Genomic DNA, 15,176 nt, shown 5'->3' with positions numbered 1-15,176 from the left:
GTATTGTACAATAAAAAACCTGCCTCACAAAAGAGACAGGTTGAATAATATCTATAAATCTAAGTAAAAATGACCGCTTATTTATTCTTCAGCTGATCAGGAATATTGGTTGTAACAAAACCGATTCCCTGCTTTTTTAAGTCGTCGTACACGGCAACATCATTTACCGTCCAAGCATTTGTAATCAATCCTAAAGCTTTAGCATCAGCAATCCATGTCGGGTTTTTCTGGAAAATGCTGTAATGATAATCAATTCCGTCTAAACCTTCGTCTTTGATTTGCTGTGGAGACAATTCACCTTTCAAATACTGAACTTTGAATGTTGGCTCTAATTTTTTAATCTCTTTACAGATATTTAAGCTGAAAGAAATAAATTCGCTTTGAGATTCAAGTTTTAACTCTTTTACCAATTTGATGGTTTTTGCCGTCAACTCATCTTCTTTTTCTTTGGTTTTATCCGGTTTGATCTCTACAATCAGCTTTAAAGATTTATCTTTTTTTCCTGCTTTCAAATAATCTTTTAATAGAGGGAAATTTTCACCGTTCGATAGTTTCAGTTTTTTCAATTCTTTGAAATCTGTTTCTGAAATTTCCATTTTACCGTGATGCTCATCGTGGTTTACGACCAAAACGCCGTCTTTGGTCATTCTCACGTCAAATTCGGCTCCGTAAATCTTTAGATTCTGTGCATTTTCTAACGCTTTAATTGAATTTTCTGTCGTGGGAGGATTAGTCTGCCAATATCCTCTGTGTGCGATAATCTGGGTTTGTGCGCTCATCATTGCTGTACTTAAAACTGCTAACCCTAAGATAAAATTTTTCATAATTAAATAATCTTCCTCATTAAAAAAAATTCAGTAAATACATTTTACTGACTGAATCAATCTGAAACAGGATGCAAATTTAGAAAGAGATTTTGAAACCTAGTTTAAAATGCTATCAACATTTGTTGAATTTAATCTTAATTTTAATCACTCAAATATGCCCAAGACTTATTATTTTTGTCGAAAAGAAACTAACGCAATGTCCGAAAATATCCAGCAAAAGATAGAACAGCTCCGTAAAGAACTCAATCAGCATAATGAAAACTATTATCTGATGGATGAGCCCAGCATCTCTGATCTTGAATTTGATTTATTATTAAAAGAGCTTCAGGATTTGGAAGCCAAATATCCGGAATTTCACGATGACAATTCTCCAACCGTACGTGTTGGTGGCGGTGTAACGAAGATTTTCCCGACTATTCAGCACCAATTCAGAATGTATTCTCTGGATAATTCTTACGATTTTGACGACCTGGCAGATTGGGAAAAACGCATCATTAAAACGATTGATGAACCTGTAGAATTTGTTGCGGAATTAAAATATGACGGTGCTTCGATTTCAATTTTATATGAAAACGGAAAACTAACACAGGCAGTAACGCGTGGCGACGGTTTTCAGGGTGATGAAATTACTTCCAACGTAAAAACCATTTCAGACATTCCGGTAAAACTGACCGGAGATTTTCCTGAACGTTTTTTTATGCGTGGAGAAATTTATCTGACAAGAAAAAATTTCGATAAAATCAACAAACAGCGTGAGGAAGAAGGTCTTGACCTCTTTATGAATCCAAGAAATACGGCAAGCGGAAGTTTGAAGATGCAGGACAGCGGTGAAGTGAGAAAACGCAGACTGTCTTCGGTTTTATACCAGTTTGTATCGCAGGAAGTTCCGGCAGAAAGCCATTGGGAATTGCTTCACAAAGCGCAGGATTGGGGTTTTACCATCTCAGCTCAGACAAAACTTTGCAAGAATTTAGAAGAAATTAAAGAATTCATCAACTTCTGGGATACGGAAAGAAACAACTTACCTTTTGAAATCGACGGAATTGTATTGAAAGTCAATTCATTAAAACAACAGAGACAGCTTGGTTACACGGCAAAGTCTCCCCGTTGGGCGATGGCATATAAATTTAAAGCCGAAAAAGTAGAAACCGAATTGCAAAGTGTTTCTTATCAGGTTGGAAGAACTGGCGCAATAACTCCCGTTGCCAATCTGAAACCAATTTTATTAGCCGGAACAACCGTAAAACGTGCTTCTCTTCACAACGAGGATATTATTAAAAAACTCGGTTTGCACGAGCATGATTTTGTTTATGTAGAAAAAGGCGGTGAAATTATCCCAAAAATTGTCGGCATTAACGAAGAAAAACGGACATCAGAAAGCAAGGAAATTGAATACATCAAAAACTGCCCGGAATGCGGAACTGAATTGATAAAACTAGAAGACCAGGCGATTCATTTTTGCCCTAACGATTTGCATTGTCCGCCTCAGGTTGTCGGGAGAATGATTCATTATGTTTCGAGAAAAGCTTTGAATATTGATAATCTAGGGAGCGAAACCATCGAACAGCTTTACAAAGAAAAACTGATTGAAAACCCTGCAGATTTTTATACTTTGACGAAAGAACAGATTCTTCCTTTGGAACGAATGGCAGAAAAATCGGCTCAAAATATTATTGACGGAATCGAAAAATCTAAAGAAATCCCGTTTGAAAAAGTCTTGTTCGGAATCGGCATCAAACACGTTGGGGAAACGGTTGCCAAGAAATTGGTAAAGAACTTCAACACGATTGATGATTTGAAAAAAGCGACGGCTGAAGAATTGTGTCAGGTAGAAGATATCGGGATGAAAATCGCGGTGAGCATCGTTGATTTCTTTAATAATCCTGAAAATATTCTGATGCTAGAAAGGCTGAAATCTTATGGCGTTCAGTTGGAGAAAGGTGAAAATACCAATGAAGTTCTATCCAATGCTTTAGATGGGAAAACCTTTTTGTTTACAGGGAAACTATCACTTTTCACCAGAGAATCTGCTGAAGAAATGGTAGAAAAACACGGCGGAAAAAATATTTCTGCGGTTTCTAAAAATCTGAATTATCTGGTCGTGGGCGAAAAAGCAGGAAGCAAGTTGAAGAAAGCTCAGGATATTGGAACGATTACGATTTTGGATGAGCAAGAGTTTTTGGATTTGATTAAAGAATAAATATCTTTCTTAATAATTTAACATATTGTACCATTGAGATTCAGTCTTAATGGTATATTTTTGTTTTTCACTCTAAAAAGAATTTAAACCTAATAATTTATATGAAAAAAATCTATTTCCTATTTTTATTATTTGCACTTTCTCTGCTTCAGGCACAAATAATAAATATTCCCGATGCGAATTTTAAGGCAAAACTACTTTCTGCCAATACATCGAATGGTGTTGCAAAAAATAGCGCTGGTCAAAATATAGTATTAGATGCCAATTCTAATAGTGAAATAGAAGTTTCTGAAGCACTAAATGTTTACCGTTTAGAATTTTATTCTTCAACCATTTCGAATATTACTGGAATTACGAGTTTCAGCAATCTTACAAATCTGAAAATGGGATCTATTGCTGCAACAACAATAAATCTGAACGGTCTCAACAATCTTCAAGTTCTTGACATGTCCAGTTTTAACGCTTTATCTACACTTAATATCTCTAATTTCAGCAATCTGCAGAATTTTAAAATCGGATACTGCTCTAATCTAACAACACTCACGCTGCAAAATCTACCTGCATTGTCACAGCTCACCATCAATACAAACAATAGTCTGAATAATCTTACAATTTCAAATTTCCCTGTTTTAGCAGCTATTAACTGTACAAGTAATTATGCCCTTACAAATCTCACTATACAGAACTGCTCAGCAACAACGGGTATTGATCTTGGAAATAACAGTCTTAGTATGCTCCAGCTAAGCACGCTTCCTCTATTACAAAATCTGGTTCTCAATAATAATGAGCTAACAGTTTTGGATCTTAGTAATTTCAGTAATCTGCAAAGTCTAAGTGCAGTAGGTAATTTCCTGGCAACTGCGGATCTTAATGCAAACCCACTCCTTCACACGGTGTACCTGTCAGATAATCTGTTACAAAGCATCAAGATTAAAAATGGTGGACAAAATTTCCCTTCCACTTTCCAGATTTTCGACAATGTGCCATTTCAATATCTTTGCTGCGACGCTGAAGATATTCCTATTGCTACTTCAAATATAAATCAACAAGGATACACTTCTGCAACAGTGGATTCATCTTGCCCTGTAACTCTGTTATCTATTGCAGAAACATCAGATAAATCTGAACAAATATCTTTCTATCCAAATCCCGTCAAAGACATTTTGTATTTTAAGTCTAAAGAGAAAATAGTAAAAGTTGAAATTTATGATGTTGCGGGACGAATTTTAAAATCTCAAAATATAAATGGTTCTTCAATTAATGTTTCCGAACTTTCAAAAGGAAAATACATCATTAAAATTTACAAAAAAAATCGATTTATAACTGAGAAATTTATCAAGAATTAATCTAATAAAATAAGACCGTCAAAAATGGCAGTCTTATTTTGTATTTCATAAAATTCGGGAGAAAATTTTATAATTAATTCTGATTTTTTTTCAGCCATTCCAGACGACGCTGATCCGGAAGATGCTTTACCGAAAAGTTTTCAAAAGTTGCTTTAAAACCATTTCCATCAGGACTTGCCGCCATGAAACCCACTTTAACGGGAGTATTATCTTGCAGATAAGAATTTCTCATCATCACGTAATCTTTGTTATCAAATGAATAAAAAATCTCAACTGCATCCAATCTACGAACTGCTTTTATCCAGACAAATGGTGGTGTTTTTTCGAGAACGATGACACTCCAATCACTTGTTTTATGGGTAACGACAGTGCTTAGATTGAATTTTCCGTCTACGAATTCCACTCCGGCTTTGATGTAATTTTGTTCGTCGATTCTCAACATTAATCCCATCTGGTCGAAACGGGCTTTGTAATCTCCGGTGATTTTTACTTTGGTTTCGAATTCTCCGCCGTAAGTTGAGTAATAAAATGGGGCATCATCTACTGTAAAACCGTAATGCGAAATTCGCCAGTAATCACTTTGTGGTGTGACATTCATGATGAGTTTTTTTTCTTTGATTTCCCATTGCTGAGGTTCGTTGAACCAAGTCATTTTTTCTAAAGACTGCGCTTTTAAACCTTGAAATAAATTTAATGCTATGATTAATGATAGTATTATTTTTTTCATTTCTAAATGATGTTGTTCTCGCAGATTAAGCTGATGGCGCAGATTTTTTATCTGCTAAATCTGGACAATCTGCGAGAATTTTAAAAATTAAAATATTCTAAATTTCTCTGATTACCTTACATGGATTTCCCACAGCCAAAACATTGGAAGGAATATCTTTTGTGACTACACTTCCTGCTCCGATAACAGTATTATCACCAATCGTAACTCCGGGAAGGATGCTGCAACCTGCACCAATCCAGACATTATTTCCGACAGTAATTGGGTAAGCATATTCCAAAGCCTTATTGCGTTGCTCGACATCAAAAGGATGACCAGCTGTGTAAAATCCGCAGTTGGGAGCGATAAAAACGTTGTCTCCGAAAGTCACTTTTGCACAATCTAGAATGACAACATTCACGTTGGTGTAAAAATTTTCGCCAATCTCAATATTATAACCGTAGTCACAATAAAAAGGTTGTTCGATATGGAAATTTTCTGTCGTTTTTCCGAAGAGTTTTTTAATTAAAGATTTTCTATCCTCAATTTTTGAAGGCTGAAGGTGATTGTACTCAAAACAGAGATCTTTGCAAAGATTTCTTTCTTGTATCAAAAGGTCATCGGTGGCATCGTAAATTTCTCCACTCAGCATTTTTTTTTTTTCGTTCAAATTATTCATTGTATTTTTACGTTGATAATGGGCAAATTTACAAGCATAAAGCTCAGAAATCAATACTGATTTATAACCATTCTTAATGAAACCAATCCAATCCGACCTCAACGAAAAACTTCTGCAACAAGAATTCGCTTCCACTTTCGAAAGCGAAAACCTACAGCTTAATAAATCTAAGGAAATTGCCCAAAATTTTGTGGATTTAGAAAACGGAATTGCAGTTTTGAGCGACCTTCAAAAAAATAAAAGTTATGTTTACTCAGGAAAATTGGCAGATGAATTGAATATTTTTCAAGAGCAAAATACTCAGGAAATTGAAAGTATCTGGGAAGAAGAACTTTTCGCAAAATTAAATTCTGAAGATGTTTTACAAAAGCATTTGCTTGAACTTCAGTTTTTTCAGTTCATTAAAACCATTCCTTTTGAACAGCACAAAGATTATTGTGTGGTGAGCAGATTGAGACTTGCCGATAATCCAACTCAGAAAGCACTTTTGCACAAAATGTTCTACTTCACAAATGCCAATGATAAAAATGTAGAACTGGCGCTTTGCCTCTATCATTTTGATTTTCTGAATTCTTCTCTTCATCACGGGATGATCATCAATACGGCAAACAGTTCAGTCATTCATCAGACGGAGGCAGGAAATTCATCATTTTTATCAGTTCGTGAAAAGGAAATTTTGAAAATGATTCAGGATGGAAAAAGAAGCAAAGAAATTGCTGAATTACTTTTCATCAGCATCAATACCGTCAACCGTCACCGACAGAATATTCTGGAGAAACTGCGTGTCGGAAATATGGCTGAAGCTTGTATGATGGCGGCAAAGTTGAGATGGATTTAATCTTTACATTCAATTCAAACGAATATTGTTTCTAACAAAGATTATTATTTTAAATTTATCTAATCAATAATTATCGTAATTTTATTTTAAACAAAATCAAAAAATGGATTTTCTAAAAGATCATTCGATACAAAACGAGCTGGTATTGATTTTTATTTCGGTGATTCTTGGGCTTTTTATCGGGGCCGAAAGAGAATACCGCAATAAATCTGCAGGTCTGCGAACCTTCATTCTCGTGTGTTTCGGGTCTTGTCTTTTCACCATTCTTTCTATAAAAATCGGGGTGAATGATCCTGATCGTCTCGCTGCAAATATTATTACAGGAATTGGTTTTTTGGGTGCGGGAGTTATTTTTAAAGGAGATAATAAAATCGACGGAATCACTACGGCAACCACCATTTGGGCAACGGCATCCATCGGAATGGCAGTTGGCTCAGGATATGTTTATCTGTCCTTAACCGGAACAGTTCTGGTGCTTTTGATTTTAAGTTCGCTCAGTTACTTGCAGAATTTCATTGATAACAATCACAAAATTCGTGAGTATAAAATTGTCGTAAGAAATTTTGAAGATGTTGCTTATTTTGAAAATATATTTAAAAATTATCACTTGAAATTTTTCGTTGTCAGACAAAAATTCAATCAGGAAAACATTACGACAACATGGATGTTGACAGGAAAACATACCAATCATGATCTATTTATTCAGCAACTTCGACATGACGAAAAAGTAAATGCGTATGAATTTTGAGAAATTAAAGAAGTTTTTTTCACAATTTTACGGGAATCATCATCTAATTCAAAGATTTTAGATTTAAAAACACCGAAAAAAGGCTGGAAATCAGACATAATTCACTAATTTCGCATCCATATTTTATGGAAAATTTATTGCATTTTTACGTTACCCGATTAGGAATTTCTTTGGAAGAGGCGAAGCGTCAGACGGTCAAATTTGAGAAAATCGAAATTCCTAAAAAAACAATCATATTAAACTCAGGAGAAACAGAAAATTACCTTTATTTTATTGTTGAAGGGATTGTGCGTTTTTTCATGCACAAAACCCATCCTACAGAGCCACCGAAAGAGATTACTTTTTCGTTTATTGCTAAAAATATGTTTTACAGTGCATATGATTCTTTCATTACCAGAAATCCTTGCGAATACAATGTTCAGGCATTACAAGATACTACTGTGTACAGAATTCATTATCTGGATGTGCATGATTTATACGAAAACACCAAGGTGGGCAATTATATAGGCAGAATTTCCGCAGAACAGCTTTATTTAAAAAAAGCACAGCGGGAGATTTCATTGGTATCGCATAATGCAGAAGAAAGATATTTGAATTTGCTAAAGTCTTATCCGGAATACATCCTTCAGATTCCTTTGAAATATATTGCCTCATATCTGGGAATTACCCCGCAGGCGCTAAGTCGTATCAGAAGGCACATTTCTTAACATAGGTTCATTTCATTAGACTTATTAAACACTTAGTTTTGCTGCTACTTAAGAGACACAAATGATGAAACTTTATTTGTCCAATTAAGATAGATTTTTCAATCTAGAAGATATAAATTCCCAAACCCTTCAGAATAAAAATTCGGAAGGGTTTTCTTTTTTCTAAGAAAATTAAATCCGTATTTTAGACAAAATTTTTTTGTAATGATAAAACGTACTATTTTGATTGCTTCGGCGTTCTTCAGTTTTTCTTGGGGAATGGCTCAGCAATACGGCGGAATGTGGATTCCCACTGAGTTGAATGAAAAGGAGATGAAAGATTTGGGAATGAAAATCTCTGCCAAAGATATCTTCAACACTCAAAAACCAAGTATAAAAGACGCCGTGGTACAATTTAACGGAGGTTGTACGGCTGAAATTATTTCGCCAAAAGGCCTACTTCTTACCAATCACCATTGCGGGTACGGACAAATTCAGGCACACTCAACGGTTGACAATGACCTTTTATCAAACGGATTTTGGGCTAAAAATATGGGAACTGAATTACCTAATCCCGGAGTAACCGTTGATTTTATTCTTGACATTAAAGAAGTTACTACTCAGATTTTAGAAAATACAGACAATCTTCAAGAGCCTGAACTATCAAAAAAAATAGCTGCTAATATTGAGATTTATAAAAATTCTCAAAAAACAGAGCCCTACCAGTCGATTTCTGTAAAATCGATGTATTACGGAAATAAATTTTACGCTTATGTGATTGAAACCTACAAAGACGTTCGTTTGGTAGGAGCTCCGCCACAAAGCATTGGTAAATTCGGAAGCGATACCGATAACTGGGTTTGGCCAAGACATACGGGAGATTTCTCTATGTTCAGAATTTATGCTGACAAAAATAATAAACCTGCTGAGTATTCTAAAGATAACGTTCCTTACGTTCCGAAACATTACCTTCCAGTTTCTATAAAAGATAAGGGTGAAAACGATTTCACCTTTGTATTTGGTTTTCCGGGCAGAACAACGGAATATCTTCCGGCAATTGCTGTTGAGAAAATCATGACAGAAATTGACCCTGCAAGAATTGCAGTGCGTGACGTTGCGTTAAAAACTTTAGATGAAAAAATGCGTGCTGATGATGCGACACGTATCAAATATGCTTCAAAATTTGCTTCCGTTGCCAACTATTGGAAAAAGTGGATTGGTGAAGTAGAAGGTTTGAAAAAATCGAATGCCGTTCAGAAAAAAGTAATGTATGAAGGTTCTCTGGTTTCTAAAAACCCGCAAATAAAAACTACTTTAGACGAGCTTAATAATTCATACAAAGATCAGGCGCCTTACGCTTTAAACAATGCATATTACACTGAAGTTATAAGAAACGCTGAAACTCTATCGCTTGCCAACCTTTTCTCTACTTACATCACTTCAGTTGAAGCCGGAAGAATGGATGAAAAAGGAACGACAGCTTTCAAAAATAAATTGACTTCTTTTTACAAAGATTACAGCGCAGAACTTGATGCTAAAGTTACCGCTAAACTTCTGGCTTTGTATGCTAATAAAACAGCACAACAATTTTTGCCTACAGGTTTTGACAAGTATAAAAATGAAGCTCAAAATATCACCAATTTTGAAGAAATTTCTAAAAATTCAGTGATCACAGGAAGATCTGCGGTGAACGGAGCTGCTCTGAATGTTGACATTGACAAAGCATTTTCTAATCAGGACAAATTGATTAAAACAATTAAAAAAGATCCTGTTTATCAGCTTTTCATGACGGTGAAAGATACTTATATGAAAACTGCTGACCCACAATTCACTTCTTTGCAGGCAAAAATTGATGGATTGCAGAAGAAATATATGGCACAACAAATGTCTACAGATAAAGATAGAAAATTCTTCCCGGATGCTAATTCTACGCTTCGTGTAACATACGGAAAAGTAAAAGGATCGACTCCGAAAGATGCGGTAACTTACGATTATCAGACCCATTTGGCAGGTGTCATGGAAAAATATGTTCCCGGAGATTATGAATTTGATGTTCCTAAAAAACTGATTGATCTATATGATAAAAAAGATTTTGGAAACTACAAAGACAAAACCGGTGATGTTCCTGTAGGATTTACGGCAACCAACCATACAACAGGTGGGAACTCTGGAAGTCCGGCATTAGATGCGCAAGGAAATCTTGTAGGGCTGAACTTCGACAGACAATGGGAAGGTACAATGAGTGATATCAACTACGACCCACGTTTCAGCAGAAACATCATGGTTGATACAAAATATATTCTTTTCATCGTTGATAAATTTGCCGATTCTAAATGGCTGATTGATGAGATGAAAATTGTGAAGTAATTATTTTCTATTGAATAAATAAAAAGTCCTGAAATTTGCTTTCAGGACTTTTTTATTTCTCATTAATTTTTGCTTTAAGCATTTCAATTTCTGCTTCTAATTTTTCTATGTATTTCTTTTGAGTCTCCCAAACAGAAAGAGGAATATTGTAGTTATTGCTTACAATATTACCATTTCCTGTTGCATTATCATTAAAAATAAAAACCAAACTTTCATCACTTTCATAAATATCATCTAAGGGAACGTCTAATAATTCCGAAATCTTCTGCCATTCATGCATTGAGATTTTTGAAGTTCCTTTTTCTCTCCTATTATAATTTGAAACATCCATACAAAGAATGTCTGCAATTTTTTCCTGAGTAATATTTTTTCTTTTACGAACTTCAATAAGTTTTGTTTTCTCCATTTTGCAAAGTTTAGTGTAAAGATATAGTTTTTGCAAAAAATCGCAATAAAATCGCAAAATGATTTTTACATTTGAGTATATTTAATTTTTACTTTTGAAATATTAAACAATTAAAATAAAAACAAATGAAAAAAATCTTATTTTTAGCTTCATTCTGTGTAGCTGTCTTAGTTGGTGCAAAAGACAACAAAAAAATTGAATTGACAACTTTTATCAAGGATAAAGTTGAAATTAGTTTTACAAAACCTCTTTATTGTCAAGAATATTCTATTGAACCATGGTGTACTGCTGGCAGTCTTATTAACGATACGGTATGCTATGATCCAAATAATTCAGCAGATAGAGATCATGCTTTTGCTTGCATGGACGAAAACGCAAGACTAACAAACATATTTTTTTGTGGTAGAGAAACGCCTAGAATTACACAGGATGTAAGTTTTAATTAAATACTATGTTTAAAAAAATATTCATTAAATCAATAATATCAATCCTATTTTTTCAAGCTATCAATGTTTTTTCACAGCAAATTGATAGTTCAAATATTGAAGTTAAATATAAGACTACCTTTTTAATTGACACTGCAAATATTTACACGAAAAAAGAAGAAATTACATCTTTGCAGATAGGAAAGTTTTCTTCATTATTCAAAAGTAATATTAAACAATTAGCAGATTCCTTATCAAGAGAGTACATTAAGAAAAGTGTAGATAATCCCGTTAATGGTAAAGTAGTAATAAAGACAGGAAATCTTACATACGTAGAGTTTATTCCTGAAGTTTTTTTTACAAATAGTAAATTTATTATTTGGGATAAAATTTTGAGAAATACATATAGTTTTGAAACTAATGAAAAAATACAATGGAATCTCATTAATGAAACTAAAGTCATTAGCGGATATAAATGCCAAAAAGCTACAGGGAAATATAGAAATAAAGAAATTACAGCTTGGTATACCAAAGATATCCCAATTCCTGAAGGCCCTTATACATTCAAAGGATTGCCTGGTTTGGTCTTAGAAGCTTATGACAGTAAAGATTATTTCCATTTTACTTTAGCAGGTTTAAAAAATGTCAGGAAACCTATTTTACCGATTGAAGGAGGAATAAAGACCACCTATGAAAAATTTTTCAAAAAAAGAAAAGAAATTATGGACGATCCATTAGGTTCTTTTTTCAATAGTTTTGGTAGATCTGCTCCCAAAGATTCAGAAGAATTAATCATAAAAAACATTAGGAGTATAAACAATTTTTTAGATTAAAATAAAGTGGGCGAAATCTTTGATTTCGCCCGCCTTATTTTGATGAATATTTATAATTAATACCCAAAAATCTCTTCTAAATCAACTTCTTTAAAACTTCCCATTTGCTCCACAGCTTCCAAATTTAGGTTTTCTTTTTTCCCGATGATGGCTGTATTGAACTGTACAGGCTTGATTGCGGTCTGATAAAACTGCTTAATTTCGTCAAAAGTCAAACTTTCAATCTGGGTATAAATATCTTTTCTGAAATCGTGAGTGATGCCCAGTTTCTGTAGTTTTAATGTATTGAAAAAAATATTGGTTCTTGTAATTCTTGTTGAGGCAATCTGCTTCAATGCTGCATTCTTCGCATTTTCAAACTGAGTAGTCACTTCCGGAAGTTCATCCATCAGTTCAGTCATTGTATCGACGGCAATCTGCAATTTATCTGGCTGTGTTCCCACATACGTTGTAATGTAATCGGGATGACCAATTTCTGCATTCGGAGAATAGGAAACATACGCTGAATACGCCAAACTCTTACTCTCACGAATCTCCTGAAAAACGATTGATGACAAACCACGCCCAAAATATTCATTAAAAACATTGATTTTACCAAAATTCTCTGTGTTCACATGATGTCCCTTCCCTATTTTGCTCATTTCCATCTGCACCATATCGTAATTGGTGAAGTAGACATTTCCAACCGTTTCCGGCTCGGGATATTTCTTCGGATCAGGAATGGTTCGGCTTTGGGTCTCAATAAAACCTTCTATTTCCTGCTTAAATTTCTCAAAATCTTTCCCGTAGAAAAATATCTGATATTGGAATTTAAATAAACTTTTAATACGCTCTGTAAAATCTTCTACTTTTGTATTTTCAAGCTCTTCTTTCGAAAGAAAATCTAAAAATCTTGAACCTTTACCCAGCTTTGTATAATTCGTTAAAGCCGTCATGATGCGGTTTTTGTCTTTCTTTCCCGCTTCACGGTTTTCCAGAATCGTTTCTACAAACTGATTATAAATTTCCTGATCAGGCTGTACATTTTTCATCCAGTGTTGAAGCAATTCAATTCCTTCCTTCATATTTTCCTCTAATCCGCTGAGCGAAATATGAAGCTGGTCTGAAGTGGTTTTAAAATCGTTGGTGATTCCTATTTTAAAGAATTCCTTTTTCAAATCTTCGGGCGAGAATTTTTCTGTTCCGAGATATTGTAAAATTTGGGTAGAAATTCCCAATTCACGGTCATTATCGCTTCCAAACGGGAAAATAAAATGTACCTGAGCAATTTCGTTGTATTTATTTTTAACGAAACTTATTTTTTTATCTTTTACAACGTCTGTCGTTATTTCTTTCTGATAATCAATAAATTCAGGCTGAATATCTTCAGTCTTTTCATTGACGATTTCCTTTAAAAATTCAGACTGTGCGTCACGGTTGATTTTGATGGCTGTAATTCCGGGATTGTCAACTCTCAACAGTTTTTCGTTCACTCCTTTCTCTTTGTTGACGACCACATAATTATCTTTAAAGAAATCGTTCGCAAATGCAATCACTTCTTGTCTGGTAATTTCAGCATATTCATCCATCTCATTCAACTCCTGTTCCCAAGTCCTACCTTTGATGTAAGTATCATAAAGATTATTCGCTAAACCTCCTGCGGTTTCCAAAGCTTTCATTCTCTGAAGTTTGAAATCGTTAATGATGGCAGGAAGCATCCAATCCGGAAAATCTCCTTTTTTCACCAGTTCGATTTGCTCCAAAACCATTTCTCTTGCTTCCAATAAAGTCTGATTTTCTTTAGGAACGGCAACTATTGAAAAGAAACCGTAATTTTTTAATCCTAAAGAATATGCCTGTGCCCAAAGCATTTTTTGAGTCTGATTGATATGTAAATCGAGCAAACCCGCTTCTCCTCTATTGCTTAAAATATTAGCAACCACATCGGCAAGCATCGCTTCTTTAGATCCATAACTGTCTGTTCTCCAAGCCAATTGAATTCTCGGTGTTGTAGGACTGTAGACTGTTCTTTCAACGATTTCAGTCATTGGTTGTTCGACAATCGCCTCTTTTTTTGGCAATTCTTTATACGGAATTGAGCCAAAATATTGGTCGACAAGCTTGACGGTTTCTTCAAAATCTAAATCTCCCACCAAAACAATTGCGTAATTATTGGGAACATAATATTCGTCAAAATATTTATGAATTGCCTTCATCGAAGGATTTTTCAGATGTTCAGGTTTTCCTAAAGTCGTTTGCTGACCGTTCGGATGGGTTGGGAAAAGGGCTTCCATCAAAGAATCATTCACCAAACGAGAATCGTTGTCCTGCGCACGGTTGAATTCTTCATAAACGGATTCTAACTCTGTGTGAAAAAGTCTTAGAACCATTTCGGAAAATCGTTCTTTCTCAACTTTTAGCCATTTTTCAAGTTCGTTGTTGGGGATATTATTTTTATAAACCGTTTCGTCAAACCAAGTGTGGGCATTAGTTCCGCTCGCTCCCAGAGATGAAATGATTTTATCATACTCATTGGCGATTGCATATTGGCTTGCTTCCTGAGAAATTTCATCTATTTTTTTATAGATCTCTTTCTTCTTTTCAGGATTTTGCTCGGCTTTATGTTGTTCGTATAAATCTGAAATCTGATCAAGCAATACTTTTTCTTTTTCCCAATTTTGTGTTCCGATTTTTGATGTTCCTTTGAACATCATATGTTCCAGATAATGTGCCAAACCTGTATTATCAGAAGGATCATTATTACTCCCCGTTCTCACAGGAATGTAGGTTTGAATTCTTGGGGCATCAAAATTTTGAGCCAAAAAAACTTTCAGTCCGTTTTTTAGGGTGTAAATTCTGACTTTATTTTCGTCGTGGGTGACGGTAATGTATTCGTAATTATTGCTGTCGGTATGAATCGTTTCCTTGTATCTTCTGTCAATCATATCTAAATTCATTTTCACTCCTTTTTAAAATCAGAATGCCTTACAAATGTAAGGATTCAAAAAATAAGAGTGATTACAATTGTTTATATTAAATCTATGGTGATGATTTAATTTAAGTGTTGTTTTTTAAGTTCGACGCTTTTTTTGATTTAATAAATTTTAAATCATTTTAAAGGGATTTTATTATCTTA

General features: G+C 34.5%; 13 protein-coding genes. 8 read left to right on the top strand and 5 right to left on the bottom strand.

Annotated elements, in window-relative coordinates; translation table 11 throughout:
• Positions 1 to 77 precede the first annotated feature (77 nt).
• Positions 78 to 824 carry a glycerophosphodiester phosphodiesterase family protein gene (locus tag LNP04_RS16125; RefSeq protein WP_229983928.1) on the bottom strand — a complete coding sequence of 249 codons (747 nt, stop codon included), beginning with the start codon at positions 822 to 824 and terminating at the stop codon, positions 78 to 80.
• Between the two features lie 199 nt (positions 825 to 1,023).
• Here LNP04_RS16125 and ligA point away from each other — a divergent pair, with 199 nt between their 5' ends.
• Positions 1,024 to 3,027, top strand: coding sequence for an NAD-dependent DNA ligase LigA (ligA, locus tag LNP04_RS16120; RefSeq protein ID WP_229983927.1), 2,004 nt, complete (start codon positions 1,024 to 1,026; stop codon positions 3,025 to 3,027).
• A 101-nt stretch (positions 3,028 to 3,128) separates the two neighbouring features.
• Positions 3,129 to 4,373, top strand: coding sequence for a T9SS type A sorting domain-containing protein (locus LNP04_RS16115; protein ID WP_229983926.1), 1,245 nt, complete (start codon positions 3,129 to 3,131; stop codon positions 4,371 to 4,373).
• A gap of 73 nt (positions 4,374 to 4,446) precedes the next feature.
• Here the strand turns inward: LNP04_RS16115 and LNP04_RS16110 are convergent, their stop codons facing one another.
• Together LNP04_RS16110 and LNP04_RS16105 are read right to left on the bottom strand one after the other, a co-directional pair.
• Positions 4,447 to 5,100, bottom strand: a complete 654-nt coding sequence (locus tag LNP04_RS16110) for a DUF1349 domain-containing protein (RefSeq protein WP_229983925.1) — start codon at positions 5,098 to 5,100, stop codon at positions 4,447 to 4,449.
• A gap of 97 nt (positions 5,101 to 5,197) precedes the next feature.
• Positions 5,198 to 5,749 carry a sugar O-acetyltransferase gene (locus LNP04_RS16105; RefSeq protein WP_407928608.1) on the bottom strand — a complete coding sequence of 184 codons (552 nt, stop codon included), beginning with the start codon at positions 5,747 to 5,749 and terminating at the stop codon, positions 5,198 to 5,200.
• Positions 5,750 to 5,834: 85 nt separating this feature from the next.
• Between LNP04_RS16105 and LNP04_RS16100 the strand changes: the two genes are divergently transcribed.
• The 4 genes from LNP04_RS16100 (at position 5,835) to LNP04_RS16085 (ending at position 10,397) form a co-directional block, all read left to right on the top strand.
• A complete protein-coding gene (locus LNP04_RS16100; RefSeq protein ID WP_229983923.1) occupies positions 5,835 to 6,596 on the top strand; it encodes a response regulator transcription factor in 762 nt (253 codons plus the stop codon).
• Positions 6,597 to 6,699: 103 nt separating this feature from the next.
• On the top strand, positions 6,700 to 7,344 hold the full coding sequence (locus LNP04_RS16095; protein WP_229983922.1) for an MgtC/SapB family protein: 645 nt from the start codon (positions 6,700 to 6,702) through the stop codon (positions 7,342 to 7,344).
• A gap of 125 nt (positions 7,345 to 7,469) precedes the next feature.
• Positions 7,470 to 8,051 (top strand): Crp/Fnr family transcriptional regulator, encoded by a 582-nt coding sequence (locus LNP04_RS16090; protein ID WP_229983921.1) that lies wholly within the window; start codon positions 7,470 to 7,472, stop codon positions 8,049 to 8,051.
• 204 nt (positions 8,052 to 8,255) lie between these two features.
• The gene (locus LNP04_RS16085) at positions 8,256 to 10,397 is read left to right on the top strand and encodes a S46 family peptidase (RefSeq protein WP_229983920.1); all 2,142 of its coding nucleotides are present in this window, start codon (positions 8,256 to 8,258) and stop codon (positions 10,395 to 10,397) included.
• A gap of 52 nt (positions 10,398 to 10,449) precedes the next feature.
• Here LNP04_RS16085 and LNP04_RS16080 read toward each other — a convergent pair whose 3' ends face one another.
• On the bottom strand, positions 10,450 to 10,803 hold the full coding sequence (locus tag LNP04_RS16080) for a helix-turn-helix transcriptional regulator (RefSeq protein WP_229983919.1): 354 nt from the start codon (positions 10,801 to 10,803) through the stop codon (positions 10,450 to 10,452).
• A 125-nt stretch (positions 10,804 to 10,928) separates the two neighbouring features.
• Here LNP04_RS16080 and LNP04_RS16075 point away from each other — a divergent pair, with 125 nt between their 5' ends.
• Together LNP04_RS16075 and LNP04_RS16070 are read left to right on the top strand one after the other, a co-directional pair.
• Positions 10,929 to 11,249, top strand: a complete 321-nt coding sequence (locus LNP04_RS16075) for a hypothetical protein (RefSeq protein WP_229983918.1) — start codon at positions 10,929 to 10,931, stop codon at positions 11,247 to 11,249.
• A gap of 5 nt (positions 11,250 to 11,254) precedes the next feature.
• Entirely contained in the window at positions 11,255 to 12,061 is an 807-nt protein-coding gene (locus tag LNP04_RS16070) for a GLPGLI family protein (protein ID WP_229983917.1), read from the top strand.
• A gap of 56 nt (positions 12,062 to 12,117) precedes the next feature.
• Here the strand turns inward: LNP04_RS16070 and LNP04_RS16065 are convergent, their stop codons facing one another.
• On the bottom strand, positions 12,118 to 14,997 hold the full coding sequence (locus tag LNP04_RS16065; RefSeq protein ID WP_407928607.1) for a M16 family metallopeptidase: 2,880 nt from the start codon (positions 14,995 to 14,997) through the stop codon (positions 12,118 to 12,120).
• Between the last annotated feature and the right edge of the window lie 179 nt (positions 14,998 to 15,176).

It is taken from the genome of Chryseobacterium sp. C-71 (assembly GCF_020911865.1).
Classification (GTDB): domain Bacteria; phylum Bacteroidota; class Bacteroidia; order Flavobacteriales; family Weeksellaceae; genus Chryseobacterium.
Note: the sequence above shows the minus strand (reverse complement) of the source record. Positions and strands in the feature narration are given on the sequence as shown.

Excerpts from the sequence above, each read along its gene's own strand:
- LNP04_RS16090 (WP_229983921.1), top strand. The coding sequence starts at position 7,470 with ATGGAAAATTTATTGCATTTTTACGTTACCCGATTAGGAATTTCTTTG.
- LNP04_RS16100 (WP_229983923.1), top strand. The coding sequence starts at position 5,835 with ATGAAACCAATCCAATCCGACCTCAACGAAAAACTTCTGCAACAAGAA.
- LNP04_RS16070 (WP_229983917.1), top strand. The coding sequence starts at position 11,255 with ATGTTTAAAAAAATATTCATTAAATCAATAATATCAATCCTATTTTTT.
- LNP04_RS16075 (WP_229983918.1), top strand. The coding sequence starts at position 10,929 with ATGAAAAAAATCTTATTTTTAGCTTCATTCTGTGTAGCTGTCTTAGTT.
- LNP04_RS16080 (WP_229983919.1), bottom strand. The coding sequence starts at position 10,803 with ATGGAGAAAACAAAACTTATTGAAGTTCGTAAAAGAAAAAATATTACT.
- LNP04_RS16095 (WP_229983922.1), top strand. The coding sequence starts at position 6,700 with ATGGATTTTCTAAAAGATCATTCGATACAAAACGAGCTGGTATTGATT.
- LNP04_RS16115 (WP_229983926.1), top strand. The coding sequence starts at position 3,129 with ATGAAAAAAATCTATTTCCTATTTTTATTATTTGCACTTTCTCTGCTT.
- ligA (WP_229983927.1), top strand. The coding sequence starts at position 1,024 with ATGTCCGAAAATATCCAGCAAAAGATAGAACAGCTCCGTAAAGAACTC.
- LNP04_RS16110 (WP_229983925.1), bottom strand. The coding sequence starts at position 5,100 with ATGAAAAAAATAATACTATCATTAATCATAGCATTAAATTTATTTCAA.
- LNP04_RS16085 (WP_229983920.1), top strand. The coding sequence starts at position 8,256 with ATGATAAAACGTACTATTTTGATTGCTTCGGCGTTCTTCAGTTTTTCT.
- LNP04_RS16125 (WP_229983928.1), bottom strand. The coding sequence starts at position 824 with ATGAAAAATTTTATCTTAGGGTTAGCAGTTTTAAGTACAGCAATGATG.
- LNP04_RS16065 (WP_407928607.1), bottom strand. The coding sequence starts at position 14,997 with ATGAATTTAGATATGATTGACAGAAGATACAAGGAAACGATTCATACC.